Annotated in this window: 25 protein-coding genes; 14 read left to right on the forward strand and 11 right to left on the reverse strand. The window is 71.1% G+C overall.

The genetic code is table 11. From position 1 onward, the window contains the following. Positions 1–26: 26 nt before the first annotated feature. Entirely contained in the window at positions 27–950 is a 924-nt protein-coding gene (gene ligD / locus IE182_RS11775) for a non-homologous end-joining DNA ligase (RefSeq protein ID WP_190109677.1), read from the forward strand. Positions 951–984: 34 nt separating this feature from the next. Here the strand turns inward: ligD (IE182_RS11775) and ligD (IE182_RS11780) are convergent, their stop codons facing one another. After that, the gene (gene ligD / locus IE182_RS11780) at positions 985–1890 is read right to left on the reverse strand and encodes a non-homologous end-joining DNA ligase (RefSeq protein ID WP_190109678.1); all 906 of its coding nucleotides are present in this window, start codon (positions 1888–1890) and stop codon (positions 985–987) included. Positions 1891–1922: 32 nt separating this feature from the next. On the opposite strand from ligD (IE182_RS11780), the gene ku reads away from it, so the two are divergent. Beyond that, positions 1923–2960, forward strand: a complete 1038-nt coding sequence (gene ku, locus IE182_RS11785) for a non-homologous end joining protein Ku (protein WP_190109679.1) — start codon at positions 1923–1925, stop codon at positions 2958–2960. A gap of 39 nt (positions 2961–2999) precedes the next feature. Here the strand turns inward: ku and IE182_RS11790 are convergent, their stop codons facing one another. Next, on the reverse strand, positions 3000–5723 hold the full coding sequence (locus IE182_RS11790; RefSeq protein ID WP_190109680.1) for an ATP-binding protein: 2724 nt from the start codon (positions 5721–5723) through the stop codon (positions 3000–3002). 382 nt (positions 5724–6105) lie between these two features. Here IE182_RS11790 and IE182_RS11795 point away from each other — a divergent pair, with 382 nt between their 5' ends. The 6 genes from IE182_RS11795 to lnt all read left to right on the forward strand — a co-directional run bounded on the left by IE182_RS11795 (position 6106) and on the right by lnt (position 12147). Further along, on the forward strand, positions 6106–7677 hold the full coding sequence (locus IE182_RS11795) for an ATP-binding protein (protein ID WP_190109681.1): 1572 nt from the start codon (positions 6106–6108) through the stop codon (positions 7675–7677). A gap of 28 nt (positions 7678–7705) precedes the next feature. Then, on the forward strand, positions 7706–8092 hold the full coding sequence (locus IE182_RS11800; RefSeq protein WP_190109753.1) for a roadblock/LC7 domain-containing protein: 387 nt from the start codon (positions 7706–7708) through the stop codon (positions 8090–8092). Continuing rightward, on the forward strand, positions 8089–8463 hold the full coding sequence (locus IE182_RS11805) for a DUF742 domain-containing protein (protein ID WP_190109682.1): 375 nt from the start codon (positions 8089–8091) through the stop codon (positions 8461–8463). Before IE182_RS11800 ends, IE182_RS11805 begins: the two co-directional genes overlap by 4 nt. Further along, positions 8444–9067: a GTP-binding protein gene (locus IE182_RS11810; protein ID WP_190109683.1), complete on the forward strand. Its 624-nt coding sequence runs from the start codon at positions 8444–8446 to the stop codon at positions 9065–9067. The genes IE182_RS11805 and IE182_RS11810 overlap by 20 nt, the downstream gene beginning before the upstream one ends. Continuing rightward, the gene (locus tag IE182_RS11815; RefSeq protein ID WP_190109684.1) at positions 9064–10479 is read left to right on the forward strand and encodes a cytochrome P450; all 1416 of its coding nucleotides are present in this window, start codon (positions 9064–9066) and stop codon (positions 10477–10479) included. The genes IE182_RS11810 and IE182_RS11815 overlap by 4 nt, the downstream gene beginning before the upstream one ends. 114 nt (positions 10480–10593) lie before the next feature. Then, positions 10594–12147 (forward strand): apolipoprotein N-acyltransferase, encoded by a 1554-nt coding sequence (gene lnt, locus IE182_RS11820; protein WP_190109685.1) that lies wholly within the window; start codon positions 10594–10596, stop codon positions 12145–12147. On the opposite strand, the gene IE182_RS11825 is transcribed toward lnt, so the two are convergent. Beyond that, on the reverse strand, positions 12119–13024 hold the full coding sequence (locus IE182_RS11825) for a Gfo/Idh/MocA family protein (protein WP_190109686.1): 906 nt from the start codon (positions 13022–13024) through the stop codon (positions 12119–12121). The genes lnt and IE182_RS11825 overlap by 29 nt on opposite strands. A gap of 46 nt (positions 13025–13070) precedes the next feature. Beyond that, positions 13071–14258, reverse strand: a complete 1188-nt coding sequence (locus IE182_RS11830; RefSeq protein WP_190109687.1) for an FAD-dependent monooxygenase — start codon at positions 14256–14258, stop codon at positions 13071–13073. A 139-nt stretch (positions 14259–14397) separates the two neighbouring features. Here IE182_RS11830 and IE182_RS11835 point away from each other — a divergent pair, with 139 nt between their 5' ends. The 4 genes from IE182_RS11835 to IE182_RS11850 all read left to right on the forward strand — a co-directional run bounded on the left by IE182_RS11835 (position 14398) and on the right by IE182_RS11850 (position 18233). Continuing rightward, positions 14398–15003, forward strand: coding sequence for a TetR/AcrR family transcriptional regulator (locus IE182_RS11835; protein ID WP_190109688.1), 606 nt, complete (start codon positions 14398–14400; stop codon positions 15001–15003). A gap of 306 nt (positions 15004–15309) precedes the next feature. Beyond that, positions 15310–16530, forward strand: a complete 1221-nt coding sequence (locus IE182_RS11840) for a terpene synthase family protein (RefSeq protein ID WP_190109689.1) — start codon at positions 15310–15312, stop codon at positions 16528–16530. 278 nt (positions 16531–16808) lie between these two features. Continuing rightward, positions 16809–17324, forward strand: a complete 516-nt coding sequence (locus tag IE182_RS11845) for a DinB family protein (protein WP_373303540.1) — start codon at positions 16809–16811, stop codon at positions 17322–17324. Between the two features lie 198 nt (positions 17325–17522). Further along, complete coding sequence (locus IE182_RS11850) at positions 17523–18233, forward strand: hypothetical protein (protein ID WP_190109690.1); 711 nt, start codon at positions 17523–17525, stop codon at positions 18231–18233. Between the two features lie 80 nt (positions 18234–18313). On the opposite strand, the gene IE182_RS11855 is transcribed toward IE182_RS11850, so the two are convergent. The 7 genes from IE182_RS11855 to IE182_RS11885 form a co-directional block, all read right to left on the reverse strand. Continuing rightward, on the reverse strand, positions 18314–19000 hold the full coding sequence (locus IE182_RS11855) for a uracil-DNA glycosylase (protein WP_190109691.1): 687 nt from the start codon (positions 18998–19000) through the stop codon (positions 18314–18316). 129 nt (positions 19001–19129) lie between these two features. Next, a complete protein-coding gene (locus IE182_RS11860) occupies positions 19130–19891 on the reverse strand; it encodes an SDR family oxidoreductase (RefSeq protein WP_190109692.1) in 762 nt (253 codons plus the stop codon). Between the two features lie 20 nt (positions 19892–19911). Further along, positions 19912–20673: a 3-oxoacyl-ACP reductase FabG gene (gene fabG, locus IE182_RS11865; protein WP_190109693.1), complete on the reverse strand. Its 762-nt coding sequence runs from the start codon at positions 20671–20673 to the stop codon at positions 19912–19914. A 150-nt stretch (positions 20674–20823) separates the two neighbouring features. Then, positions 20824–21216 (reverse strand): DUF3037 domain-containing protein, encoded by a 393-nt coding sequence (locus IE182_RS11870; RefSeq protein ID WP_190109694.1) that lies wholly within the window; start codon positions 21214–21216, stop codon positions 20824–20826. Beyond that, positions 21213–22037, reverse strand: a complete 825-nt coding sequence (locus tag IE182_RS11875; protein ID WP_190109695.1) for a HipA family kinase — start codon at positions 22035–22037, stop codon at positions 21213–21215. The genes IE182_RS11870 and IE182_RS11875 overlap by 4 nt, the downstream gene beginning before the upstream one ends. A gap of 563 nt (positions 22038–22600) precedes the next feature. Next, the gene (locus tag IE182_RS11880; protein WP_268249615.1) at positions 22601–22762 is read right to left on the reverse strand and encodes a cupin domain-containing protein; all 162 of its coding nucleotides are present in this window, start codon (positions 22760–22762) and stop codon (positions 22601–22603) included. A gap of 275 nt (positions 22763–23037) precedes the next feature. Continuing rightward, the gene (locus IE182_RS11885) at positions 23038–24048 is read right to left on the reverse strand and encodes a helix-turn-helix transcriptional regulator (protein ID WP_190109697.1); all 1011 of its coding nucleotides are present in this window, start codon (positions 24046–24048) and stop codon (positions 23038–23040) included. 543 nt (positions 24049–24591) lie between these two features. Here IE182_RS11885 and IE182_RS11890 point away from each other — a divergent pair. After that, positions 24592–25854 carry an ATP-grasp domain-containing protein gene (locus IE182_RS11890; RefSeq protein ID WP_190109698.1) on the forward strand — a complete coding sequence of 421 codons (1263 nt, stop codon included), beginning with the start codon at positions 24592–24594 and terminating at the stop codon, positions 25852–25854. Between the two features lie 37 nt (positions 25855–25891). Then, positions 25892–26707, forward strand: a complete 816-nt coding sequence (gene ddaH / locus IE182_RS11895; RefSeq protein ID WP_190109699.1) for a dimethylargininase — start codon at positions 25892–25894, stop codon at positions 26705–26707. The last annotated feature ends 185 nt before the right edge of the window (positions 26708–26892 follow it).

The following is a 26892-nucleotide window of genomic DNA, read 5'->3' on the forward strand; positions in this document are numbered from 1 at the left end:
CCCCCGCGCTGCCCCGCATCCGCCCGATGCTGGCCACACCGGCGCCGCTGCCCGCCGAGGGCGAGGACGCCGCGTGGGGCTTCGAGGTCAAGTGGGACGGGGTGCGCTGCGTCGTCGGCGTCCCCGGCGACGGCACGGTCCGCCTGGTCACCCGGGCCGGCAACGACACCACCGCCGCCTACCCGGAGCTGCAGGGGCTCGGCGAGCAGCTGGCCGGGCGCCCCGCGGTGCTCGACGGCGAGGTCGTCGTCCTGGACGGGGCAGGGCGCCCCGACTTCGGTCTGCTGCAGCGCCGCATGGGGGTGCTCGACCCGCGCCGCGCGGCGCAGCTGGCGTTGCAGTACCCCGTCCGCCTGATGCTCTTCGACGTCCTGCACCTCGACGGCGACTCCCTGCTCGACGCCGCCTACCGGGACCGCCGGGCCGTCCTCGCCGGGCTGGGCCTCGACGGACCCGGCTGGTCGGCGCCCGCCCATCTGGAGGGGCACGGCCGGCAGGCGTGGGAGGCCACGCTGGGCAGCGGCTTCGAGGGCGTGGTCGCCAAACGGCTGTCGTCCCCGTACACCCCGGGGGTGCGGTCACCCCACTGGCGCAAGACCAAGCACGTCGTCACGCTCGACGTGACCATCGGCGGCTGGACGGAGGGACGCGGCGCGCTCACCGGCCTGCCCGGCGCGCTCCTCACGGGCCTGCGGGATGCGGAGGGCCTGCGCTACACCGGCTCCGTCGGCTCCGGCCTGTCCGAGTCCGAACGCCGCGACCTCGCCCGCTACCTGGCGGTGCTCACCCGCCCGGACTCCCCCTTCCGGGAGCCGGTCGACGTGACGGGCGCGCACTGGGTCGAGCCGCGGCTGGTGGCGGAGGTGACCTTCACGGGCTGGACACCGGGCGGACGCCTGCGCCACCCGACGTGGCACCGCCTGCGACCGGATCTCACGGACCTGGGGTGAGCCCCCGGCGCCGGACGGACCGACATCCCCCTGCCTACGGCAGCGGCACCCGGGCCACGTCGCCCGCAAGACCGGCCAGCAGGTCGCCGTCCGCGGCGAAGCGGTCGAGGACCGCCTCGGGAGTGAACGCCAGATCGCCCGGCTCCCGGCACCCCGCCACCTCCTCCCACGTGACCGGCGCCGCCACCCCCGGCCGCCCCGGCAGCAACCGCACCGTGTACGGCGCGGCCGTCGTCTTCGCGCTCGCGTTCTGGGACCAGTCGATGAGCACCTTGCCCGTGCGCTCGGCGCGCACCATGGACACGACCACCAGACCGGGGTGCTCGTTCATCATGCGGCCGGCCAGCTGCTTGGCGTACCGCCCGGCGGCCCGGCCGGAAGCCGGCGCGATGGGCGCGTACAGGTGGAGTCCCTTGGCGCCGGAGACGACGGGGAACGCGGTGAGCCCGTCGTCCGCGAGCAGCTGGCGCAGCCGTTCGGCCACGCGGCAGCAGACGACGAGGTCGACGCCGGCCCCGGGGTCCAGGTCCAGGACGAGGCGGTCGTGTGCGTCGGGGCCCGCCGCGGCCGTCCACTGCGGCACGTGCAGCTCGTACGCGCCGAGGTTCACCATGGCGATCAGCGCGGCGGTGGAGTCGATCATCACCTGTTCGGTGACCCCGTCCTTGTGCCGGACCGGCACCCGTGGCACCCAGGCAGGTGAACCGTTCGGCGGGGTCTTGGCGACCCAGCTCTCGCCGCCGGGGCCCTCGGGCGCACGGACGAAGGATGCGGCGCGCCCCACGGCGTGCGGCAGCAGTGCCGGGGCGATCCCCGCGTAGTACCGCAGCACCTGCGCCTTGGTGTGTCCCGACGCGGGGAAGAGCAGCCGGTCGAGGTGGGACAGCGACAGCCGATGGCCCTCGAACTCCACCACCTGCCGCTCCGGAGAAGCGGACATAAGGTAGGAATTCCCCGCGGAGGGATAAAACTATGCGGTCGATGTGGAAGGGCGCGATCGGATTCGGGCTCGTCTCCGTGCCCGTACGGCTCTACGCCGCCGTCCAGGAGCACGGCATCAAGCTGCACCAGGTCCACGACGAGGACGGCGGCCGGATCCACCTCAAGCGGGTGTGCGACGCCTGCGGCAAGGAGATCGACTACGAGCACGTGGCCAAGGGCTTCGAGGACGACGAGGGGCACACCGCCGTCGTCACCAAGAACGACCTCGCGGGCCTGCCCCTGCCGAGCAAGAAGCTCATCGACGTCCTGGCCTTCGTCGACGCCGACCGCATCGACCCCCTCCAGCTCTCCGGCGCCTATTACCTGGCCCCCGAGAACGCGGCGGCGAACAAGCCCTATGCCCTGCTGCGGGAGACCCTCAAGCAGACCGAACGGGTCGCCGTCACCAAGATCGCGCTGCGCACCCGGGAGTCGCTGGCCCTGCTGCGCGTCCACGAGGACCTGCTGACCCTGCACACCATGTACTGGCCGGACGAGATCCGCGACGCCGGCGACCTGGCGCCCCCCGCCTCCGTCACCGTGCGGCCCCAGGAGCTGAAGATGGCGACCAGCCTGATGGACACCCTCTCGGAGGACTTCGACCTCGACTCGCTGGAGGACGAGTACGAGATCGCCCTCGGCGAGCTCATCAGCGCCCACCTGGACCACCGCCCCGCGCCCCGCAAGGAGACCACGCCCGCACCCGACAACGTCATCGACCTGATGGCCGCCCTGCAGGCGTCCATCGATTCGGCGGGCCGGAAGGCACCACCGGGAAAGGCCGGGCCGCGGGCCGCCGCACAGGACGACGCCAAGAAGACCGCGGAATCGAAAAGGAGCACGAGCAAAAAGGCGCCGGCCAAGAAGACCGCGGCCAAAAGCACCGCGAAGACCGCCACGTCCAAGAAATCCGCCGCGAAGAGCACGGCATCGAAGAGTGCCTCGGCGAAAAGCAGCACGGCGAAGAGCACTTCCGCCAGGAGCGCCCAAAAAGCCCCTGCCAAGAAAGCGGGCCGCCGCGCCTCGTGAGCCCTTGCTCCCGCGTGCGGCGACCCGTCTTCTCCTCCGTCAGTCCCTCGGACCGTCCTCTCCCAGGGCGCACTCCGCCACCCCGGACCGGGCCCGCTCGATCAGCCCGTCCGCGCCGCAGAGCTCGGCCACGGCCAGACCCTCCTGGAACCGCTCGACCGCCTCGGCCTTGCGACCCGCCTCCCGCAGCGCGGAGCCGTGGTCGACCAGCGCCGCCGCGTACTCGTAGCGGCACGGCGACTCGACCAGCTGACCGACGGCCTTGGCGAGCCTGGCCAGCCGCTCCTCCCGCCCGTACAGCGGGGCCGAGCGGCGCAGCGCCTCGCCGATCGCGGTCTCCGTACCGAACCGGTGGGCGTGCGCGATGGCCGTCTCGGCCAGCTCCCGGGCGCGCTCCGGCTCCTCGTCGGCGACGGCGGTCGCGAGGTCGAGCGCCCAGGGAGCCCACAGGGTGTTGTGCCGGCCGCGCTCGTCGAGCCGCTTCCCGGCGGCCTCCAGCTCGGCGACGGCCTCCTTGACCCTGCCCCGCTGCAGCAGCAACCGGCCCGCCAGACAGGCGGCGTCGGGCAGGACGATCACCGGCGAGTAGGGCGGGTAGAACTGGTTCTGCTCCGCCACGGCCTGCGCCTCGTCGATCTTGCCCCGGGCGATCAGGGTGTCGATCAGCAGGCAGGTGCCGTCCCACTGGGTGGGCAGCCCGGGACCGAGGCGATAGGCCAGCTCCAGCCCCTTGCGCAGGGTCTGCTCGGCCTTCGCGAGCTGACCGCGGCGCCGCTGGACCAGACCGAGGAAGTCATGGGCCAGCGCCAGGTGGGCACCGCTCCAGCCGGAGATCTCGAAGGCGCGCACGGCATCGGTGAAGAGCTCTTCGGCCTGGTCGAGCCGGTCGGTGTAGGCGAACGTGATGCCGATGATGCTGGGGAGTTCGAAGCCCCACTCGGTGTTCGTCCAGCCCATGCCCTCCGCGAGCCGGCCGTTCGGCAGCGTCCGTTCGACGATCTCGTTGACCTCCAGGGCGTTCTCGCCACGGATCATGCCGTCGAAGGCACGCAGCGCGAGCAGGGCCCGCTCGGCGTTGTTCCGGCCCTGGAGGGGCCGGGCGAGGTCGGCGATGCGGTGCGAGCGGCCGAGGGCGTCCTCTTCCTCGACCTGGATGCCCTTCCACAGGTAGTGGGCGGCCTGCAGCCGCATCAGGCCGGGGCCCGGTGGGGTGCGCGACGCCTGGTCGGCCACGACCGCGACGGCTTCGCGGAGCTGGCTGTTGTGCGCGTACGCCTGGGAGAGCCGGTACGCGGCGTCGACGCGCAGCTCCTCGCTGAGGTCCGGCAGGTCCAGCGCGGCCCGCAGGTGGTTGACCGTGGTCTGCGGCGAGGTGAGCAGCGCCGCGCAGCCCAGCTCGTACAGCAGCGTGGCCCGCTCCTCCTCGGGCGGCGGCTCCTTGAGCGCCCGCTCCAGACAGCGGCGGGCCGCGTCCGGGGCGCCCACCGCGAGGTGTTCGCGAGCCGCGGCACGCAGCTGGTTGACCACATCGGTGTCGCCCTCGGGATGGACCTCCAGCAGGTGCCGGGCGGAGACGGCCACGCCCTTGCCCGCGTCGGCCGACAGCCAGGCCGCCTGTCCGTGCATGGCGGTGCGGGTGGCACCGGGGATGGCGCGGTAGACGGCGGTGGCGATCAACGGGTGGACGAACTCCAGCCGGGAACTGCCCGTGAGGATACGGGCCTCACGCAGCTGGTCCGCGTTGTCGGCGGCCTCGGCCGGGCCCATGCCCGCCAGGCTGGCGGCCAGGTGCACCTCGATCTCCGTGCCCAGGATCGCGGCGGCCCAGGCGAAGCGGGTCACCGACGATCCGAGCTGCTCCAGCCGCGACACCAGGCCCTTGCCGCGGGCGGCCGCACCCAGATCGCGCAGCAGGGGCGCGGACTCCTCGACCGGTTCGAGATCACGGTCCTTCGCCTTGGCTATCAGCTCGACGACCTCGTACGGGTTTCCGTCGGTGACCGCCCACACCTCGCGGCAGAACGGGCCGTCGGCCGCGGGCCCGAGGGCGTCGCGCACCAGGCCGGCCACGGCCTCCGGCGTCAGGGTGCGCAGCTCGGTCGGCCGGACCGACCGTCCCTCGACCAGATCCTGGAAGGCCGGGGTGTGATCGGGGAGTTCCTTGGGCCGGTAGGCCAGCACGAGCAGCAGCGGCAGCTCCCCCAGACGCACGCTGAAGGAGGTGAGCCAGGAGAGGGACTCGGGGTCGGCCCAGTGGGCGTCGTCCACGACGACGACCAAGGGCTTGCGCGTCACGGCGAGTTGGGTGACCACCCAGTCGAGTCCGTCGCGCACGCCCTGCGGGTCGGCCTGCGGGCCGACGGGCGGCGCGATGCCCAGCGCGGGCCCGGCGATGTCGTACCAGCCGCCGAGCAGCTCCTGCCGCGCGTCCGTGGACATCGGCGCGAGGGCCGGCTGGAGCAGCTGCCGGACGACGTGGAACGGCACCTGCTCGGCCGACCTGCTGCCCCGCGCGAAGAGCACCGTGCACGCGCCGGAATCGGTTGCCATCCGGCGCAGCTCGGTGAGCAACGCCGTTTTGCCCAGGCCCGCTTCACCGCTGATGAGGAGGAGGCTGCCCTCCCCTGGTTGATCACCGTCCTCTGGTCCGTCCGGCCCTTGGCGGCCGCAGAGGCCGTGCACCGCCCGTTCGGCCACAGCGAGCTCGCGCTCGCGCTCGAACAGGGCTGCAGATGGGTCGCGTTCACGCTGATGCCCCGACATGGCGATGTCTCCCCGGAGAAAGTAGTGGGGCGAGCCTAGCCCCGTCCGCGGCCGTCCGGGCAAGGTTCGCCGGACGGACCACCCGTGAGCGTGACCCCCACCCGCCGCCGAACGCCCTTTCAGGCCATTCGGAAATGCATTCGCGTGCATGGTGCAGGACATTATGAGGCCATTCGAATTCGCTCGTCAGCCCATCATGCGAATATGACAACTTCGCGCCGGAGCACTCCACAACAAGCTACGCTCCATCTCGCGCAGCGGGCCGTCACTGCTTCGGCCCGCTGCGGTCAAGTGCTGTGCTGCCGCCGCCTTTCCGGGAGAACGGAAAACGCCGCGCGCCGGCCCCCACTCCTTTATGTCTTCAAGAGTTCCGAGGATCTCGATGGTTGGTACTGGCTCGTCGGCTCCGGGGCGGCCCGCCTCCGCCCTCATATGGGTGGTCTCCCCTCTGGTACTGGCCGTGTGCACGGTCACCGCCTCCCTCGCCGTGACCCCCGTGGCCCGCGCGCCCGTGGCCTGGTGCGGCGCGGCGGCCACGGTGGCGGTGGCGCTGGCCTCCGCCGAGGCGGCCCGCCGGGGACGGGTGATCGCAGGACTGCGCCGGCGCCACGCCGAGCGGGAGGCCCTCCTGCAGCACCGGCTCGACCAGCACGACGCGGAGACCTGGCGCTTCGCCCGCGACGTGATGCCCGAAGCGCTCAAGCTGATGCGCCACGGTGCCCCCACCGATCAGGTCCTGCGCGTGACGATCCCGATCCACGAGCTGGAACCCGGCTTCGCCGCCGCCCACCGCTCGATCGTGCGGTCCGTCATCGAGGCCGTTCAGGCGGAAGAGGCGCTGCGTGACGCGGCCCACCGCGCGTTCGTCAACATCGCCCGACGCATGCAGGCCATCGTTCACCAACAGGCTTACGACATCCGGGAGATGGAGCACAAGCACGGCAACAACCCGGACGTCTTCGGCGACCTGCTCCACCTGGACCACGGCAACGCCCTGACCGGCCGGCTCGCCGACAGCATCGCGGTGCTGGGCGGCTCGCGCCCGGGCCGCCAGTGGCGCTCCGAGATCCCGCTCTACAACGTGCTGCGCGGCGCGATGTCGCGCATCCTCGAATACCGTCGCGTGGACCTGCACTCGGTGGCGGACGTCGCCGTGGTCGGTCCCGCCGTCGAGCCGGTGATCCACGCCCTGGCAGAGCTGCTGGACAACGCCACCCGTTACTCCCCGCCCCAGACGCGGGTGCACCTGACCGCGGTGGACATCCAGTCCGGCATCGCGGTCGAGATCGAGGACGCCGGCGTCGGCCTGACCGACGAGGCCCGCCGCCGCACCGACCGGGTGCTGTCCAAGGAGGGCGGCCTCGACCTGGACGACCTGGGCGAGTCGCCCCGGCTGGGCCTGGCCGTGGTCAGCCGCCTCGCCAACGCCCACGACTTCATCGTCTCGCTGCGGCCCTCCGCGTACGGCGGCGTCCGTGCGGTGCTGGTCATCCCGCCGAACCTGATCACCGCGAGCAGGTTCCCCGGCGGCGACATCGCCCGCGCCCCCAAGCTTCCCCCGTTCAAGAAGAAGCGGCGCCCCGGCTCGATCCCGCTCCAGCCCTCCGCGGCGCCCATCATGGACAGCCCCGTGCCCCCGCCGCTGGGCGACAGCGGGCTCCCCCAGCGCCGCCGCCGGCGCGGACCCGCGCCCCTTCCGTTCGGCCGGGGCGCGGCCGCCGAGCGCGGCCGTGCGGGCGCCGACCGCCGGGGTGCGGCGGACCGCCGCGGTCCGGCGGAGCACAGCCGGACCACCACCGACCGCAGTGCCCCGGTCCCGTCCGCTCCGGAGGAGCAACCCGTCCAGCCCGGCCTGTGGCTGGCCGCCTTCACCAGCGGCATCAACGGGGAACTGCCGCAGCAGGACGGGGCCCGGCGGCCGAACAGTGATATCCCGTCAGACAAGGAAGAGTAGCCAAGTGACGCAGCAGCCGCGGTTCAACATGGACTGGATGCTCAAGGACCTGGCAACCAGCGTCCCTCAGACCCGCCACGTGATCGTGCTGTCCTCGGACGGCCTGCGCATGGCCCAGCACGGCACCGACACGGAGGTCGCCGACCGCCTCGCCGCCGCCTGTGCCGGACTGCAGAGCCTGTCCACGGCCATCGCCTCCGAGTTCCCGCACGGGGACGGACAGATGCGCCTGGTCGTGATCGAGGTCGACGGCGGATTCTTCTACCTGATGGCCGCCGGCGCCGGAGCGTATCTGGCGGTGCTGGCCGACGACGACGTGGACGCCGGGCTGATGGGCATGAAGATGCGGGACCTCGTGGCCCGCATCGGCTCCCACCTCACCAGCCCGCCACGGGTCGGCGGGGCGGTGACATGAACGAAGCCGCACCCGGTCCCGCGTCCGGTCCGGAGCCCGCGGGCAATCCGGACCGGCTGTACATCCTCAACGGCGGCGAAGGCCACGCGGAGGCGAAGAAGGGGCTCGACCTGGTCACGCTGATCGTGTCCCGGACCGAGCCCGACCCCGGACTCCAACCGGAGCACGCGGCCGTCGTCAGGATGTGCGACTACCCGCTGTCGGTGGCCGAGGTATCCGCGTACCTGGAACTCCCGGTCAGCACCCTCACCCCGCTCCTGACCGAGCTCCTCACCGGCGGCCAGGTCGAGGCCCGCCCGCCGGTGCCGACGGCCGCACTGCCCGACGTTCGACTGCTTGAGGCGGTGATGCATGGACTACAAAAGCTCTGACGGCTACGCCGGGCCGCGCAGCGAGGACACCCTCCCCGCCTCCGCCACCGCGGCCGTCAAGGTAGTGATCGTCGGAGGATTCGGGGTCGGCAAGACGACCCTGGTCGGCTCGGTGAGCGAGATCCGTCCACTGACGACCGAGGAGACGATGACCCAGGCCGGCGTCGGCGTGGACGACCTGGCCGGCATCGAGCAGAAGACCGAGACCACGGTCGCCATGGACTTCGGCCGGATCAGCATCAACGACCAACTGGTGCTGTACCTCTTCGGAACACCCGGCCAGCAGCGCTTCTGGTTCCTGTGGAACGGCCTCTTCGAGGGCGCCCTCGGCGCCGTCGTCCTCCTCGACACCCGCCGGATGGAGGTCAGCTACGACGTGATCGGCCGCCTGGAGGAGCGCGGCGTGCCGTTCGTCGTCGGGGTCAACGCCTTCCCCGGCGCCCCCAGATACCCCATGTCGGAACTGCGGACCGCAATGGACCTGGACGATTCCGTCCCCATGGTCGACTGCGACGCCCGCGACCGCTCGTCCTGCCGCGACACCCTGATGGCGCTGATGCGCTATCTGTACACCCTCACAACCGTCCCCACGGAGCCCCAGTGACCGACACGTCTGAACACTCCCGCGCCGAAGCCCTCCCGACGCCGCCGCCGGGGTGCCCGGCACACGCCGGCGCGACACGGCTGTACGGGCCGGAGGCGGAGAAGGACCCGTACGGGCTGTACGAGCGGCTGCGGGCCGAGCACGGGCCAGTCGCTCCCATTCTGCTCCATGGTGACCTTCCCGCCTGGTTGGTGCTGGGGTACCGGGAAACCCTCGACGTGACGCGGACGCCTTCACGATTCTCACGGGACTCCCGGCTGTGGGCCGACATGCGCGAGGGCCGGGTCCCCCCCGATCACCCCCTGACGCCTGTCACCACCTGGCAGCCGATCTGCACTTTCGCCGACGGCGAGCAGCACGAGCGATGGCGTGGTGCCGTTAACGACAGCATCGCCCGCTTCGACAAGCGGGGCATCCGCCGCCATGTCGCGGAGTGTGCCAATCAGCTGGTCGACCGCTTCTGCACCACGGGACATGCCGATCTCGTGAGTCAGTTCGCGGAGCACCTGCCGATGATGGCGATGACCCAGCTGCTCGGCATGCCCGAGGAGTACAGCCCCCAGTTGGTGAATGCCGCCCGCGACATGCTCAGGGGCACCGAGACGGCGGTGGCGAGCAATGAATTCCTCCAGGAGACGCTGCGCAAGCTCGTGGCGCGGAAGCACGCACAGCCCGGAGCGGACTTCACCACCTGGCTGCTGGAACATCCCTCCGGCCTTTCGGACGACGAGGTACAGCAGCACCTGCGACTCGTCCTGATCGCCGCTTTCGAATCCACTGCGAACGTCATCGCGAACACTCTGAAGATGGTGCTCACCGACGTCCGCTTCCGGGCTTCCCTCGCGGGCGGGCACATGACGTTGCCCGACGCAGTCGAGCAAGTCCTTTGGGACGAGCCTCCGTTCATCACCATCCTGGGCCGCTGGGCCGCTCAGGACACGGAGCTCGGCGGACAGCAGATCAAGGCGGGTGACGCACTGGTACTGGGGCTCGCCGCCGCCAATGTGGACAAGGCGATCCGGCCCGATCTGGACGCCCCCATCCATGGCAATCGCTCTCACCTGGCCTTCAGCGGCGGAGCACACGAATGTCCCGGTCAAGACGTGGGCCGGGCTATCGCAGGCACGGGCATCGACGCCCTGCTGCTGCGACTGCCCGATCTCAACCTCGCCTGTGAGGAGTACGAGCTCACCTACCGTTCGACCATGATGACTCGCCATCTGAGCGAGCTGCCGGTGAAATTCAAGGCGCACCAGCCGCACTTGTCGGAGCTGACCATCTGCGAGTCCACCCCGGCGCAGCCGGGCGCTCCGGCGCAGTCGGCAGCCTCCCCGGCGACGCCTGACAGGGAGCCCGTGGCCACGCGTTCCTCGTGGTGGCGGTCGGTCCGGAAGTGGCTGCGCCGCCGGTAGGAGGCGGGTCCATCCATTTCCGGCACAGGCCGGATCTCGCTCATGCGTGGTGACTCAGGTGAACGGCCGGGGCATGCCCGACACTGTGATCAGCGCGCATGAGGGAGGCACGTGATGACGATACTGACCCCGGCAAAACAGCCAGGGCGACTACTCGCCTCGCCCTGGCCGCGGGCCTGTGGGGCCGTCGTCGCCGGGGCCGTGCCCGCGTTGGCCTTTCCCGCCGCCTCGCTGTGGTGGCTCGCCTGGGTGGCCCTCGTGCCCTGGATGCTGCTCGTGCGGTCGGCGCCCACGGGGCGGCGGGCGGCGGTTGAGGGGTGGTTGGGCGGGGCGGGGTTCTTGCTCTTCGTGCATCACTGGCTGCTGCCCAGTCTGCATGTCTTCATCCTCGTGCTGGCCGCGCTGCTCGGGCTGTTGTGGGCACCCTGGGGGTTGCTGGTGCACCGGCTGCTGGGGGGAACGTCCGGGGCCGGGCGGGTCGTGGCCGCACTGTTCGTCGTGCCGGCCGGGTGGCTGGTCGTCGAACTCGTGCGGTCCTGGGAGTACTTGGGTGGGCCCTGGGGGCTGCTCGGGGCCAGTCAGTGGCAGGTCGCTCCCGCGCTGCGGCTCGCCTCGGTCGGGGGTGTGTGGCTGGTCGGGTTTCTGATCGTCGCCGTCAACACCGGGCTCACCGCCCTCATTTCGGCGCCCCGGACCCGTAAGGCCGCCGGTGCCGGGGTCGTGGCCTGTGCGCTGGTCGTGGCGGGCGTCTGGGTGTGGGCGCCCGTGCCGGAGTACGCCGGTACGGTGCGGGTTGCGGTCGTTCAGCCGGGAGTCGTCGACGGTGCGGGCAGTGTGCAGCGGCGCTTCGACCGGCAGGCCGAGCTCACCCGGCAACTGGCCGGGCAGCGGGTGGATCTCGTGGTGTGGGGCGAGAGCAGCGTCGGCCAGGATCTGGGGAGCCGCCCCGACCTGCGCGACCGGCTCGCTGCGCTCTCCCGGGCGGTCGGTGCGGATCTGCTGGTCAATGTGGACGCGCGGCGCTCGGACCGGCCGGGGATCTTCAAGAGCTCCGTGCTCGTCGGCCCGGAGGGGCCCACCGGGGACCGTTACGACAAGATGCGGCTGGTGCCGTTCGGCGAGTACGTTCCCTTCCGTTCGGCGCTCGGCTGGGCCACGTCCGTGGGGAAGGCGGCCGTCGAGGACCGGCGGCGCGGTGAGCGGCCGGTGGTGATGCGGCTGCCTGAGACGGGCGGGCGCGGGCTGCGGGTCGGGCCGTTGGTCTGCTTCGAGTCGGCGTTCCCCGACATGAGCCGGCGGCTGACGCGGGACGGCGCCCAGTTGCTCGTCGCCCAGTCGGCCACGTCGACCTTCCAGCACAGCTGGGCCCCGCAGCAGCACGCCTCGCTGGCCGCACTACGGGCGGCCGAGACCTGGCGGCCGATGGTGCACGCAACGCTGACCGGGGTGAGCACGGTGGCCGACCCGCGCGGCCGCACGGTCGGCGAACCGCTCGGCACGGACCGCAGCGTCGCGGCCGTCTACGACGTCCCGCTGGCGCACGGCACCAGCCCGTACGTCCGGACCGGGGACTGGGCGCTGTACGGGTCCGTCGCGATCGTGGTCCTCTTCTGCGCCGCCGAGCCGGCCGCACGGGCCGTCAGGAGGTCTGCTCCCCGATCTCGGTGACGATGCGCTCGCACAGCTCATGGGTGAGCAGCGCGTCCTGCGCGTCCAGCGTCCGGCCCGCGCGCACGGCGTCGAGGAAGGCGTGGACGGTCTGCTCGATGCCGCGCTGCCGGGCGACGGGCACCCAGTCGCCGCGGCGCCGGACGGTCGGCTGGCCCTTGTGGTCGATCACCTCGGCGAGGTTGAGGACCTGGCGCTTGGTGTCCTGGCCGGAGACCTCCAGGATCTCCTCGGTGGAGCCGCTCATGCGGTTCATGGTGCCGATGGCGGTGAAGCCGTCGCCGGACATCTGCAGGACGACGTGGTGCACCAGGCCGCCGCGGACCCGGGCCCGGACGTCGACGTGGTCGACGGTGCCGGGCACCAGGAAGCGCAGGGTGTCGACGACGTGTATGAAGTCGTCGAGGACGAGCGTGCGGGGGGCCTCGGGCAGGCCCACGCGGTTCTTCTGCAGCAGGATCAGCTCGCGCGGGTGGTCCGCGCACTGCGCGTACCCGGGGGCGTAGCGGCGGTTGAAGCCGACCATGAGGGAGACGCCCCGCTCGCGCGCCAGGCGGACGAGCCGCTCGCTCTCGGCCAGGTCGTAGGCGAGCGGCTTGTCGACGTAGACCGCGACGCCGGCCTCCAGCAGCCGGGTGACGATGCCGGGGTGCGCGGCGGTGGACGCGTGCACGAACGCCGCCTCGATGCCGGCCGCGAGCAGGGAGTCGAGGGTGGTGTGGCGCCGGTCGTCCGGGATGCGGTGGAGGTCGGCGACGCGGTGCAGGGTGTCCGGGGTGCGGGTCTGCAGGTGGAGTTCGGTCCCGGGCTCGGTGGTGAGTACGGGAAGGTACGCCTTCTGCGCGATGTCCCCGAGACCGATGCAGCCGATCTTCATTCCGAGATCTCCCCTGGTGCGCCTACCGCCCTCTGTCTACTTCTGCCTAGGCAGCATACGTGCGGTGCGGTGGCTGCCAGTCGGCGATGCCCTCCCAGCTGCGCAGCAGGAGGCCGGGGGCCAGGCGGCTGACAGCGGCGAGGGCGCCGTCGCGGAGGACGGCGGCGGGCGTGCCGGCGAGCAGGGCCATCCGGGCCGTCCGGGCGGAGCGGCGGACGATGTCCGCGGTGCGGGGCAGCCGCTCGCGGGTGTAGGCGGCCAGGGCCGGCGTGGGGTCGGCGGGCGCCGCAGCGGCGGCCAGGTGGTGGGCGAGGACGATGGCGTCCTCGATGGCCTGGTTGCCGCCCTGGCCGAGGTTGGGGGGCATGGCGTGGGCGGCGTCGCCCAGGAGCGCGGTGCGGCCGTGGTGGTAGGCGGGCAGCGTCCGGGCCATGTGGCGGACGTCGTGGCGGAGGATCGCTGCGGGTTCGACGGCGGCGAGGACGGCCGGGACGGGGTGGTGCCAGTCGCCGAACCGGCGCAGCAGTTCGGCCTTCTCGTCGTCGGGGGCGCGGCTGCCGGCGGGTGCGGCGGCCGAGGCGTAGGCGTAGATCCGCCCGTCCTTGAGCGGGTGGGTGCCCCACAGCCGTGCGTTGCCCCAGGTCTCGTGGGGGGCGAAGGGCCGGGACGGGGCCGGGACGACCATGCGCCAGGTGGTGAAGCCGGTGTACACGGGTCCGGGGTGGGCGGGGAAGAGCGTGCGGCGCACGGCGGAGTTGATGCCGTCGGCGCCCACGACGAGGTCGGCCTCGACGTCCCCGTCGGGGGTGGTGACCGTGGCCGGCCGGGTGGCTGCGCCCGGGTCGGCGAGGGTGGCGGCGGCTCCGGTGCGTACGGCGTCGTCGGGAAGCTGTGCGGCGAGCAGTTCGGCCAGGGTGGCGCGGTGCAGGAGGACGAGGGGGCCGCCGAACCGCCGGGCGGCCGCCGCGCTGTCGGTACGGGAGAGCCAGCGGCCGCTCGGGGTCCGCAGTCCCCCGTCGCCCCGCCAGGCGGCGAGCGCGCGGACGTCGTCGCCGAGGCCGATGACGTCGAGGGCGCGCTGGGCGTTGGGCGCGAGGGAGATCCCGGCGCCGACGGGTTCGAGGGAGGCGGCCCGTTCGAGCACGGTGACCCGCCAGCCCGTGCGCCGCAGCGCAACCGCTGCGGTGAGGCCGCCGATGCCGGCACCGATGACGACCGCACGGGGTTCTTCCATGACTTCTCCTCGTCGCTGCCTCAACCACGGCTGCACTGCCGCACGCCACTACATCTGTAGTGCGAGGCTACTACGTCCGTAGTGGAAGTGCCAGGGTGGTACGGGCGGGGACGGGCACGGCGTCGCTAGGTTGGGCACCATGAGCACCGAACGCACCACCCGCCCGGCCACCGCCTCCCGCGCCGAACTGATCGCCGACACCGCCATCACCCTGCTCGCGGAGCGCGGCATGCGCGGCCTGACGCACCGTGCGGTGGACGAGGCGGCCGGGCTGCCGCCCGGCTCGACCTCCAATCACGCCCGAACGCGGGCGGCGCTGCTGGAACTGGCCATGCGGCGGCACGCGGCCCGCGAGGCCCGGGTGCTGACGCTGGAGGAGATGCCCGCCCTCACGGACGGCCCGGAGGCCCTCGCCGATGCGGTCGCCCTGGCCCTGCACCGCATCCTCACCGACCACCGCGAACTGCTCCTCGCCCGCTACGAACTGGCCCTGGAAGCGACCCGGCGGCCGGAGCTGCGGAAGATCTACGACGCCGAGGGACGCGCCTTCCGCGAACCCCTCGTCGCACTCATGACGGCGGCGGGCTCCACCGAGCCGGAGCGGCACGCACTGAGCCTGCTCGCCTGGAGCGAGGGGCTGATGTTCTCGTGCACCGCGGGGTCCTTCCACGCCGAGGCGCCCACCCGAGCAGAGCTGCGCGATGGTTTCGCCGAACTACTGCGGGGTGCGCTGAGGCGACAATGAGCCTCACCAAGTGATGCGTGGCGCCTCAGGGATGCCGGCCGTCAGCGGCCGGCATCGCGGAACGCGCCACAGAAACACCGTACGACATACCAACACCACTGGCCCCAAGCCTTATTTACAGTCCTGGGAACGGGTCACCGGTGCTTCACGCGCCCCCGATTCACGCTCTGCCTGGGGATATCGCTCCGCGTCACGGTGGAAGCTGCCTGGGCCGGATCCCCTGCTTGATCACCTCCAGGTGACCGGTCAGGCTCGGCAAGACGGTGATCACGCGTCAGGCCACGCCGAAGGTGTCACCAGGTCTTCGTGAAAGGCGCAGTCGTCGAGATTGCCCCCGGAGGCAAGATCGTCGACACTCTCATCGAGCACGTGTTGCAGTTGGTCGAGCAAGCCTCGCCCGACCGAGGGGCGCGAAAAAGGAGGTGCATCATCTCTTCCTTCACACTGCCGCAATTCTACAACCCGTTCCCGTCCCGCCTGAGCCCTGAACTGATGACGGCCACCGACGAGTCACTGAGGTGGGCTCAGGAAATGGAATTGGTGGCTTCACCATCCGCCCAGGAGCGTTTCGAGTCGGCCCTCTATGGAGAGTTCGCGGCCCGCACGTATCCCGACGCCCCCACGGATCGGCTCGTGGTGGCGGCGAAGTGGTGCGCCTGGCTGTTCCTGTTCGACGACCATTTCGATGACTGCTACCTGGGACGCAGCAAAGTCGACGCGGAGACAGTCCTCCCCAACCTGCTTCGATGCCTTGCGAGCCCGGAGATCGAGCCACTGGTCCCAGGCAACCCACTGGAGGCCGCCCTGCTGGACCTCTGGCCACAAACCGCAACCAGGATGTCCCCCTCCTGGAGGGGGCGATTCAAAAGACACATGCACGACTATCTGATGTCGTACTTCTGGGAGATCTCCAACAGATCCCGACGGCACACTCCGGACCTCGTCATGTACATCGACATGAGGCGGGACACTGGAGCGACGTGGATCGGCTTCGACCTCATCCCCTACACCGAAGGGCTGGAGGTGCCGACCCGGCTCAACGATAGCCTCCTTCTCCGCACCATGGAGCTGGCGGCCATCGACGTGATCTGCATCTCGAACGACATCCTCTCGCACGAAAAGGAAATGGCACGCGGCGAGGTCAACAACATCGTTCACGTCGCCCAACAACTCACCGGCGGCGAGATCCAGCAATCCGTGGACCTCGTCAACGCAATACAGAATTCACGGATCCGATTGTTCCTCGACCACAAAGAGCAGGTTCCGGCCTGGCTGGAGGAGTCTCAGGCATCTCCCGCAACACGACAGGCCGTTGAGCGCTACATCGTCGGGCTTGAAAGCTGGATCAGGGGGAACCTCGACTGGTCCTTGCGCACCGCTCGCTACCTGAACGTGGAATATGCACCGGGTCACGGCGACCGCGTCAGTTGGGCGGAGAACCTGAGCGGCGTCACCGACGATGCGCTACGAGCACCCGTAGAAGATCGGAAACCAGCCGGTCTCGGCTGGGGTGCCGCTACCTCCTGACCACTCCGACCCGAAAAAATGCACCTAGGTGCATGCAAGGTTGCCTTCATGTAATGCAGCGATGCACGATTCGCCGACCTCACCTGGCGAGGTCGGGCATCTTCAGCCAGATAATGAACGTCCCTCGTCAGGTGTTTGAGCCATCACGGCGGATAAAAGACCGGCTCATGTCTGCTTCGGTACGCCGAGGAAGGATTCGACCTCCCAGCATCGCAGCAGTACGACGAAGTCCTTTAATTCTGTGGCGTGACCGGACGTCAACCGCGATGATGGCGGCCATGATCACTCCCGAACGCATCGATCCGCCCAGCGTCGCCGACGAGCGCACCGCGCTGGAGGGCTTTCTCGACTATCACCGTGCCACCCTCGCGCTGAAGTGTGCGGGGCTCGACGACGCCCAGCTGCGGGAGGCATCGGTGCCGCCCTCGTCGTTGACGCTGCTGGGTCTCGTGCGGCACATGGCCGACGTGGAACGGCACTGGTTCCGGCGGATGCTCGCCGGCGAGACGGAGGCCGGGCCCATCCACTACACCGACGACGACCTCGACGGGGACTTCCGCGTCTCCGAGGGGGACTCGTGGGAGGCTGCGTTCGCCGTGTGGCAGGCGGAGATCGACGCGGCACGGGAGGCGGCGCGCGGGCGGTCGCTGGACGATCTGGGTGTCGGCGCCCGTAGGAACGGGGACCCTCTCGACCTGCGCTGGATCCTCCTGCACATGATCGAGGAGTACGCGCGTCACAACGGCCACGCGGACCTCATACGCGAGCGCATCGACGGCGTGACGGGGGATTGACCGGCGGGTGACGCCTGCGGCGGCGGGCGGCCCCGCACGGTGAGTCGTGAGCGACCGCCCCCACCTGATGATCCTGGGTAGTGATCTCGGGTGCGCGGCGCGAGGGGGCGGCGCGTGGTCGCGGGTGTGATCCCTTGTCACCCCTGCGGGGAGTTCCCAACCGCTGTGTCGTGGCAGCAGGTTGGGCGAGTGCATCGAATGCCTGCTGCGGCTGCCCTGGTGGCGGTGGCGATGTCGGCCGCCGCCGGTTGCGTCTCCGTCTCTCCGCATGACGACGACCGGTCCGCACGGCCGCCCCGGCTGACCCGGGCCGCAGGGCCGGAGGCCGCGCCGGGCCCGGCCCGCGAGTCCCTGACCACCACCGGCGACGGGCCGGAGCGCGGCAGGGCGGCGACGCTGGGACGGCCGTCGGACGCGTCTGCGGACCTGACCGATCCGCCTCTGGTCCTGACGGGGGAGCCTTCCTGGGCGCCGTCGTGGGGACCGCGCCCCTCCTGGCCTCCGGGCTGGCCGCTCTGGGGGCGGGAGCACGACCGGGCCGGGGGCGCTACGGGCTCCCACGACCGGGAGTCCGGGGAGCCGGCGCGCGAGGCGGACCGGCCGGCGGGCTCCGCCCGGTCCGCAGGTCCCCCGCCACCCGCTGCCGCACCCCCCTCCCGGGAAGCGGCGCACGAGGCGCCCGGGCCCCGGCGCGAGGCCCCGCCCCCGCCGGCCGAGCGGCAGGCGGACCAGGAGTCCCGGCCCCGGCACGAGCCCGAGGCGCGGCACGAGGCCCCGGCGCCCGCACCCGCCGCCCCGGCACCACGCGGCCGCAAGGGCAACGGCGTCTGTGCCATGGGCGACACCTACGGCAAGTGGCAGAAGGGCGGCGACGCCTCGCGGATCTGCCACCAGGTGTACGGGAACTGACGGACGGCACGACCCCGGGGTGCGACGGCGCGAGGGCCTGGGGGCGCGGGTGGCGCGCCCCCAGGCCAGACCGCTCCGGCTCAGACCGCGAGGTCCGGGATGCGCCAGTCGACGGGCTGGTGGCCCTGGGCGGCAATGGCCTCGTTGATCTGCGTGAAGGGGCGGCTGCCGAAGAACTTCTTCGCCGACAGCGGCGAGGGGTGCGCGCCCTTGACGACGATGTGCCGCTCCTCGTCGATGAGGGGCAGCTTCTTCTGCGCGTAGTTGCCCCACAGCACGAAGACGGCCGGGTCGGGCCGGGAAGCCACCGCGCGGATGACCGCGTCGGTGAACTTCTCCCAGCCCTTGCCCTTGTGGGAGTTGGGCTCCCCGCCGCGGACCGTCAGCACGGCGTTGAGCAGCAGGACACCCTGCTGGGCCCACGGCATGAGGTAGCCGTTGTCCGGCACGTCGTAGCCGAGCTCCTCCCGCATCTCCTTGTAGATGTTGCGCAGCGAGGGCGGCGTCTTGACGCCGGGCCGCACCGAGAAGCACAGGCCGTGGCCCTGGCCCGCGCCGTGGTACGGGTCCTGGCCGAGGACGAGGACCTTCACCTGCTCGTACGGGGTCGCCTCCAGGGCGGCGAAGACCTCTCCGCGCGGCGGGTACACCGGCGCCTTCGTCCGCTCGTCCTCCACGAAGTCGATGAGCTCCTTGAAGTAGGGCTTCTCCAGCTCCTCGCCGAGGACACCGCGCCAGGACTCGGGCAGCATGTCGGTGACGGTCACGCACAACCTCCGGGGTTCGATCCGTTCTCGCGGAAGAACTTACCGGCGACCACTGACAACGCCCGCCGCGAGGTCGCGGGCGGCCCGGAGGGGGCGCACCCTCAACACGCCCTCACACCCCTGTGTTCCTCACACCCCCATGTTGAGGAAGAGCCCCCCGTCCACGACGAGGGTCTGCCCCGTGACCCAGCCCGCCGCGTCCGACAGCAGGAACGCCGCCGCACCGCCGATGTCCTCCGGGACGCCCAGCCGCCCGAGCGGGTAGGAGGCCACGGCCTCCTGCTCGCGCCCTTCGTAGAGGACGGCGGCGAACTGGGTCTTCACGAGGGCCGGGGCGATGGCGTTGACCCGTACGCCCGGCGCCAGCTCGTGGGCGAGCTGCAGGGTGAGGTTGATCATGGCGGCCTTGCTGATGCCGTACGCGCCGACGAAGCGGGACGACCCGAGTCCGGCGACGGAGGCGATGTTGACGATTGCCCCGCCGTTGTCCTTCTGCCATGCCTTCCACGTCTGCTGGGCGAAGCCGAGCGCCGAGATGACATTGGTCTCGAAGACCTTGCGGGCGATGGAGAGGTCGAGGTCGGCGATGGGGCCGAAGACCGGGTTGGTGCCGGCGTTGTTGACGAGGTAGTCCACGCGGCCGAACGCCTCCATCGCACGCTCGACGGCCACGGCCTGGTGGGCCTCGTCGTGCGCCTTGCCCGGCACGCCGATCGCCCGGCCGGGACCGAGCCGTTCGACGGCCTCCTTCAGGGCGTCCTCGTTGCGGCCGGTGATGACGACGCGGTCGCCGCGGGCCACGAGCGCCTCGGCGATGCCGTAGCCGATGCCCCGGCTGGCGCCGGTGACGAGGGCGACTCTTCCGGTGAGCTCCCGCTCCTGTGCGGTCATGGTGTCCGTCCCTTCCACCGTCAGTTGAGGGGGCCGCCGGCCACGTACAGGACCTGGCCGGAGACGAAGCCGGCCTGCTCGCCCGTGAAGAAGGCGACGGCGTGCGCGATGTCGTCCGGCTCGCCGACGCGCTGCACGGGGATCTGGCTCGCCGCGGCGGTCTTGAAGTCGTCGAAGTCCATGCCGACCCGGGCCGCGGTGGCGGCCGTCATGTCGGTGGCGATGAAACCGGGCGCCACGGAGTTGGCGGTGATGCCGAACTTGCCGAGCTCCTTGGCGAGCGTCTTGGTGAAGCCCTGCATGCCGGCCTTGGCGGCGGCGTAGTTGGCCTGGCCGCGGTTGCCGAGGGCCGAGCTGCTGGAGAGGTTCACGATGCGGCCGAACCCGGCGTCCACCATGTGCTTCTGGCAGGCGCGGGACATCAGGAACGCGCCCCGCAGGTGCACGTTCATGACGGTGTCCCAGTCGTTCTCACTCATCTTGAACAACAGGTTGTCGCGGAGCACACCCGCGTTGTTGACGAGGATGACGGGCGCGCCCAGCTCCGCCGCGACGCGGGCCACGGCGGTGTCCACCTGGGCGGAGTCGGAGACGTCACAGCCGACCGCGAGGGCCCGGCCGCCCGCCGCGGTGATCTTCTCCACGGTGTCCGCGCAGGCCGCCTCGTCGAGGTCGAGGACGGCGACAGCGCGGCCCTCGGCGGCCAGGCGCACGGCGGTCGCCGCCCCGATGCCACGGGCCGCGCCCGTGACGAGGGCTACGCGCTGCTCGGTGGTGGACATGCGGGTTCTCCTCACCTTTGGGCCGCTCCCCGCACGGAGCAGCAGGTGAGCAACCGCTTAGTAGCGTCGACGATCAGACGCTAGAAGCCGTGCCACCCGCTGTCAACGCCCCGTGACGACGCCGGGCGCCGAGGGCCCCGCCGCCCCCGCTCACTTCACCAGCAGGTCCAGCAGGCGCGCGGACTCGCTCTCGGGATCGGCGGTCAGGCCCGTGTGCACCGGTCCGGGCTGGACGACGGTGCTACGCGGCGCGATCAGCCAGCGGAACCGCCGGCCGGCGTCGTCGCAGGCCGCCTGTCCGGCCCGTTCCCCGCCGGCACAGACCCCTTCGACGGCGTGCAGCGCGGCCCGCACGCCGGCCACGTCCGCCGTGGGGTCGAGCGCCAGCAGCCGCGCCTCGTCCAGGTGGACGCGGGCGGCGACGTAGGACCGGGCCTGGCAGTAGACGACGACCCCCGCGTTGATCTGCTCCCCGCGCTCGATGCGCGGTACGACGCGCAGCAGCGCGTACTCGAAGACGTCGCGTCCGTTGTGGCGCGTCATTTCCCGGCCTTTCCGTTCAGCCTGACACGCACCCATTCCGGCGCCTGCGAGGGTTTGTCGGCGCTACGCTCGCCGACGGTGATGCGATCGCCGATGGTCGCCGCGCGTTCGAGCAGGACCTCGACGTAGGCGCGGCGCAGGGCGTCCGGGCCGTCGAAGCCCGGCTCGTCCACGAGCCACTCGTCGGGGACGTCGGCGGCGACCTCGGTCAGCAGCTCCGTGGTGATGCGGGGCGCGAGCTCGGCGGCGGCGGTGGCGACGTCCGGGTCGAAGGAGGCGAGCACATGGTCGGAGGCGTCGTACGCCTTGCCGGCCGCGGTCGCCGCGCTCGGCCAGTTGTGGTGCCAGATCATGGTGGCGCCGTGGTCGATCAGCCAGAGGCGGCCGTGCCAGACCAGCAGGTTGGGGTTGCGCCACGACCGGTCGACGTTGTTGATCAGGGCGTCGAACCAGACCACGCGCCCGGCCTCGGCCGCATCGGTCTCGAAGGCGAGCGGGTCGAAGCCGAGGGCGCCGGGGAGGAAGTCCATCCCGAGGTTGAGCCCGCCGCTGGCCTTGAGGAGCGCCTGTACCTCCTGGTCCGGCTCGCCCCGGCCGATGACCGGGTCCAGCTGGATCCGCGCCAGCTCCGGGACGCGCAGTCCGAGGCGGCGGGCCAGCTGCCCGCAGATGACCTCGGCGACCAGCGTCTTGCGGCCCTGGCCGGCGCCGGTGAATTTCATGACGTACGTGCCGAGATCGTCGGCCTCGACGATCCCGGGAAGCGAGCCGCCTTCACGCAGGGGCGTGACATAGCGGGTGGCAGTAACCTCCGGCAGCATTATCCCAAGCCCCGCACTTCGTTTACCTTGCAATCCATAGTCCACTCCCGGCGGGTGCTTTGCGGGGAAACCGGCCGCGATCAGCCCTGGGGAGAGCATAGTAACCGAGCGTGACCGCCGGTGAGGAATGGCCGAGCCGCCGCGCCGAAGTCACCGCGTGCTCTCCCGCCTCTGCCGGTCGCCGGCAGCAGCCGTTCCTCGTGCAGAGCGTCCTCACCAAGTGGAGGGAATTCCCCGCTGCAGATGTGAGGGGAGCGGGATTTCCGGCGGCAAGGGCCGGATCCGGCTGGGGACACCGCGCAGGCCGCGGTCAGGGCCGCATCTTCCATGACGGCCTGCGCGCCGGTGCGGGAGCGGCTCGCGCACGGAGTCGTACGGCAACAGAACGCTCCCGAGTCGGTGGCTGCGGGGCGCGCACGGCGACGTAGGGTCCTGCGAGGCGCCCGACGTGGAGGTCGCCGTGGGGAGTGGGGGGCGTGGCGGTGATCCACGCGGTCGGTCATGCGACGGCCCCGCCCTTCGACTCGTGCAGGGGCCAGTAGACCGAGGGCCAGTACGGGGGCTCAGGTGGGGTTGCGCACGACGTGTTCGTTGTTGCGGGGCAGGACCAACAGGTCACCGGTGGTGAAGTCGGTGGATTGCCCGGGCAGTTCGAGCGTGCCCGAGCCGGAGTGGATCACCATGACCTCGTCCTGGTCGTGACAGTCGACTAGGCCATGCCGAATTCCTCGGAGGCGTTCGCCGCGATAGGCGAATTTTGACGATCAAGGGACCTCGCAACCGTTACAGAATGCCCCCGGGGCCACCGAACGCGTCTGGGCGGTGGCAGACTTTCGGGAATAAGGAAATGAGGCGCATCACCCTCTGCACCGCAGTGGCTCCTCGGCCGAATATTCGCGGTATGGCCCGCAGTGTGCCCCGGAAAGGGGATGCACGCATGGGGCCGTTAACAACCCCCCGGTGCCGAGTCGGCGACAATATAACACACGCATTCCCACGGTCACTCGCCTTCGGGAGAAGCGTCCAACAGCCCGAAAGTCGCGATGAGATACCCGAGTTGCGCCCGGCTGGAGCTGCCCAATTGCCGGGAGAGCTTGCGGACGTGCTCGGCCACCGTGCGGGCGCTCAAGCCGAGCCGGGTCGCCATCGAGGCGTCGGTGTGCCCCTCGACGAGCAGGCGGAGGATCCGGTCCTGGATCTCCGAGGTGACCACCTCCGTACGCGCGGGTGCGGCGGTCGCCCCGACGGCGCTGGCGTTCTCCCAGCACCGCTCGAAACACTTCACCAGGTGCCGCAAGAGCGCCGGATGACGCACCATCAGCACCCCCTCGCCGTGCCCGTCGTCCCCGGCGACGTTCCCCGGGGCCTGGCCGGGACCGTCGCCGGGAATGAAGGCCAACCGCCGGTCACAAATGACCACTCGGTCGATGTCCTCACTCGTCGTGCGCACCTCGCCCCCCGCGCTGGTGATCCTGCGGGCGTACTCGAGCGTGGGCGCGTGGGAGCGCATCCCGTGCTGGTAGAGGGTGCGTTGCCGCACTCCACGCTGCAGGGCGCTCAGATCGCGCGGCAGCGCCTCGGCAAGGAGGTGCTCGGCGCGCCCACCCCCCGGCCGGGCGGTGAGCAGCTCCTCCTCACAGCAGGTCACGGCCCGGTCGAGAGCGGCGTTGATGGTGGACGCGCCGAGCAGCAGGGTCAGCTGGGCGCTCTGGCGCCCTTGCACCTCGCGGTACGCCACTTCCGCGGCGGCGAAGGCCGCCTGCGTGGCGGCGATCGCGCTCCGGTTCCGGCGGATGCCCTCCTCGTACGGCCGGAGGGCCTGGGCGAGGGGTCCCGCAGGTGGGACGGGCACGACGCTCCGGGCTCCGGGGACCCGGCGCAGCAGGCCGAGCGCCACCACGCACTGCGGCGCCTCCCCGGCGTCGAGACTGCCGGCGGCCACGGCCGTGCGATACGCGGCCAGCCCCTCCGCGCACAGCGCGTTCTCCTCCTGGAGGGTCAACCCGTCCATTTTTGAGCACATATACGCCCCCTTCATGATCACGCAATGCATCATCCTGAAGAGTAATCCTCTTGATCGACTTACAAAGGCTGTGCAGAGTTGATGCATTGACGCGCCACGCGTCCCAACGGGGAGGAATACCAGTGCGCTCGGCGTTGCTTCACGATGCTTCTGCCGCTGTTGTCGTCGCCATCTCGGAACTTTCAATTCCGATTGTTGGCCGCCGTGATTCCGCTTGGGGTCCGGCGCCGCGCCACTTACGGACACACAACTTTCACTGAGGATGGGAATGTCCGAAGCACAACCACCCGCGGAGCACAGCGAGCACCGGCAGCCAAAGGGGGCACGTCCCCGGCCGGACGTGCCGGCCGCCTGAGCATCGCGCGTGACGTTCGGTTCGCGCCGTTCCTCCTCCTGCACCTACCCGGGCATCCTTCGGCCTCGGCACCGCCTCGGCCCGGCGCTGGGCACCGTTGGCTGGAACGCGCTCGGCGACCGGCCGCCGCAGCAGCAGGCCCCCACCGCGTCACCGAGCCGCTAGGAGGTTCCGCAGTGAACGTCGACGACCGCCCCGTGATCATCGTGGGATACACGGCGGGCTGGAAGTACGTGGCCGAGAGGTACCACCGGCAGACCGCGACGCTCTTCGTCGACACGCCCACCGCAGCGAGGGAGAAGAACCTGGTCGCCGTGCTGGCCGCCGCCGACGCCTCCTGCCGGCTGATCGTGACGGAGTACGAGGAGGAGGACGCCGCCGCCCGGTTCCACCGGGAGTACCGGGGCCGGCCCCCGGCGGCCGTCATCCCCGGCATCGAGTACACCGTGCCGTTCGCAGCCCGGCTCGCGGAGCTGTTCGGTCTGCCCGGGGCCGGGGCGCGGGCCGCCGACCCGCTGCGCGACAAGTGGCTGCTGCGCCAGGTGACGGCGGACAGCGACGTGCGCAGCCCCGTCTCCCGCACGGTCTCGGCACCGCAGGACGTACGCGCCCTCATGGCCGAGGTCGGCGGACCGGTCGTGCTCAAACCCGCCAACCGCCAGGGCTCCATCGGCACGAGGATCGTGAGGACCCCCGACGACGTGGACGACGCCTGGGCGGAGTGCGTCGTCCAGGAGCACGCGGCCATGGCCGCACAGAGCATCGTGCCCGTCCGCATGCTCGCCGAGAGCCACCTTCGCGGGCCGGAGTTCAGCGTGGAACTCCTGGTGCACGACGGACGCACCCTCTTCCGCAACGTCACCGCCAAGTCGCTCTTCCCGGGCGACCGTCCGGTGGAGCTGGGCCACACCGTGCCTGCGGACATCACCGCCGCAGCTCAAGCACGCCTGCACACGGCCACCGAAACGGTGCTCGAGACGATCGGCTTCGAAAGCGGCTTCGTGCACTGCGAGTGGATCGTGGTGGACGGCGAACCGCACCTGGTCGAATGCGCCGGCCGGATGCCCGGCGGCAGCATCGTCAAACTGGTCGAACTGGCCTGGAACGTCGACATCACCCGGGAATACCTCTCGGTGATGCGCGGATCCGCGCCGTCCACCGCCCTGCCGGAACATCCGACGGGCGGCGCCGCGAGCTGGTTCCTGTCCGCAGGACCGGGCGAAGTCGTGCGCCTCGACGGCGTATTGAAGGCCGCGGACTCCCCGGGAGTGTCCTCCGTCGAACTCCTGGTCGGCATCGGCTCCCTCACCCGCTCCCCGCGCTCCGGCCGGGACCGGGTCGGCTCCGTCATCGCGGCGGACCGCAACGGGGCCGGCGCACGACAACGGGCCCGGGACGCCGCGGCGCTGATCGACATCGGCGTGCGGCCGACCCCCTGACCACACCACACCCCACCGACAGCAAAGGAAATCGGATATGTCCACGTCCCGTGCCGCCACCCCCCGCAAGCTGCTGATGTGCCCGCCCAGCCACTTCGACGTCACGTACTCCATCAACCCGTGGATGGTCCCCGGGAAACCGACCGACAGAGCCCTCGCCCTCCTGCAGTGGGAGCAGCTGCGCGACCTCTTCCGCACGCTGGGGCACACCGTGGAGACCATCGAGCCGCTCCCCGGCCTGCCCGACATGGTGTTCGCCGCCAACGGGGCCACCGTGGTGGACGGCAAGGTCCTCGGCGCGCGCTTCCTCCACGCGGAGCGGACCGCCGAAGGCCCCGCCTACCTCCAGTGGTTCGAGCAGCACGGCTACCGGGAGGTGCTGTGGCCGGAGCACATCAACGAAGGCGAGGGCGACTACCTCACCGTGGGCCGGCGCATCCTGGCGGGCACCGGCTTCCGCACGGATCCGCGTTCCCACGCCGAGGCCCAGGAGTTCTTCGGTCTCCCGGTCACCAGCCTGACCCTGGTGAACCCGCGCCATTACCACCTCGACACCGCGCTGGCGGTGCTCTCCGACACCGAGATCATGTACTACCCGGCGGCCTTCACCCCCGGCAGCCAGGCGGTGCTGCGCGAGATGTTCCCCGACGCGATCCACGCCTCGGACGAGGAAGCCGCCCTCTTCGGCCTCAACGCCTTCTCGGACGGGCTCAACGTCCTGCTTCCCCAGGCCGCACAGGGCCTGCAGGAACAACTGCGGGCCCGCGGGTTCAACCCGATCGGCGTCGACCTCACCGAGCTCCTCAAGGCCGGCGGCAGCGTGAAGTGCTGCACCCTGGAGCTGCGTGACTGACGCTCACGGAATGCTCACCCGGTCGGCCCCCGTTTCTCCGGTGGGACTCGGTTGAAGCCGGGGGCTGGTGTCGGGACGGGGTGAACACGTACGGCGGAAGGTGTGGCGAATGGCCGGTATCGACCCCTTTCACTGCACAATGGTCGGCGCTGACGGGCAGAGGAAGCAGGGAACCGACTCACACC

The sequence above is a fragment of the Streptomyces cinnamoneus genome, from assembly GCF_014650495.1.
Classification (GTDB): Bacteria; Actinomycetota; Actinomycetes; order Streptomycetales; family Streptomycetaceae; genus Streptomyces; species Streptomyces cinnamoneus.

What these genes read in the sequence shown, in the direction of transcription:
- ligD (WP_190109677.1), top strand. Translation starts at nt 27, where the DNA reads ATGCTGGCCACACCGGCGCCGCTGCCCGCCGAGGGCGAGGACGCCGCG.
- ligD (WP_190109678.1), bottom strand. Translation starts at nt 1,890, where the DNA reads ATGTCCGCTTCTCCGGAGCGGCAGGTGGTGGAGTTCGAGGGCCATCGG.
- ku (WP_190109679.1), top strand. Translation starts at nt 1,923, where the DNA reads ATGCGGTCGATGTGGAAGGGCGCGATCGGATTCGGGCTCGTCTCCGTG.
- IE182_RS11790 (WP_190109680.1), bottom strand. Translation starts at nt 5,723, where the DNA reads ATGTCGGGGCATCAGCGTGAACGCGACCCATCTGCAGCCCTGTTCGAG.
- IE182_RS11795 (WP_190109681.1), top strand. Translation starts at nt 6,106, where the DNA reads ATGGTTGGTACTGGCTCGTCGGCTCCGGGGCGGCCCGCCTCCGCCCTC.
- IE182_RS11800 (WP_190109753.1), top strand. Translation starts at nt 7,706, where the DNA reads ATGGACTGGATGCTCAAGGACCTGGCAACCAGCGTCCCTCAGACCCGC.
- IE182_RS11805 (WP_190109682.1), top strand. Translation starts at nt 8,089, where the DNA reads ATGAACGAAGCCGCACCCGGTCCCGCGTCCGGTCCGGAGCCCGCGGGC.
- IE182_RS11810 (WP_190109683.1), top strand. Translation starts at nt 8,444, where the DNA reads ATGGACTACAAAAGCTCTGACGGCTACGCCGGGCCGCGCAGCGAGGAC.
- lnt (WP_190109685.1), top strand. Translation starts at nt 10,594, where the DNA reads ATGACGATACTGACCCCGGCAAAACAGCCAGGGCGACTACTCGCCTCG.
- IE182_RS11825 (WP_190109686.1), bottom strand. Translation starts at nt 13,024, where the DNA reads ATGAAGATCGGCTGCATCGGTCTCGGGGACATCGCGCAGAAGGCGTAC.
- IE182_RS11830 (WP_190109687.1), bottom strand. Translation starts at nt 14,258, where the DNA reads ATGGAAGAACCCCGTGCGGTCGTCATCGGTGCCGGCATCGGCGGCCTC.
- IE182_RS11835 (WP_190109688.1), top strand. Translation starts at nt 14,398, where the DNA reads ATGAGCACCGAACGCACCACCCGCCCGGCCACCGCCTCCCGCGCCGAA.
- IE182_RS11845 (WP_373303540.1), top strand. Translation starts at nt 16,809, where the DNA reads ATGATCACTCCCGAACGCATCGATCCGCCCAGCGTCGCCGACGAGCGC.
- IE182_RS11850 (WP_190109690.1), top strand. Translation starts at nt 17,523, where the DNA reads ATGCCTGCTGCGGCTGCCCTGGTGGCGGTGGCGATGTCGGCCGCCGCC.
- IE182_RS11860 (WP_190109692.1), bottom strand. Translation starts at nt 19,891, where the DNA reads ATGACCGCACAGGAGCGGGAGCTCACCGGAAGAGTCGCCCTCGTCACC.
- fabG (WP_190109693.1), bottom strand. Translation starts at nt 20,673, where the DNA reads ATGTCCACCACCGAGCAGCGCGTAGCCCTCGTCACGGGCGCGGCCCGT.
- IE182_RS11870 (WP_190109694.1), bottom strand. Translation starts at nt 21,216, where the DNA reads ATGACGCGCCACAACGGACGCGACGTCTTCGAGTACGCGCTGCTGCGC.
- IE182_RS11875 (WP_190109695.1), bottom strand. Translation starts at nt 22,037, where the DNA reads ATGCTGCCGGAGGTTACTGCCACCCGCTATGTCACGCCCCTGCGTGAA.
- IE182_RS11885 (WP_190109697.1), bottom strand. Translation starts at nt 24,048, where the DNA reads ATGGACGGGTTGACCCTCCAGGAGGAGAACGCGCTGTGCGCGGAGGGG.
- ddaH (WP_190109699.1), top strand. Translation starts at nt 25,892, where the DNA reads ATGTCCACGTCCCGTGCCGCCACCCCCCGCAAGCTGCTGATGTGCCCG.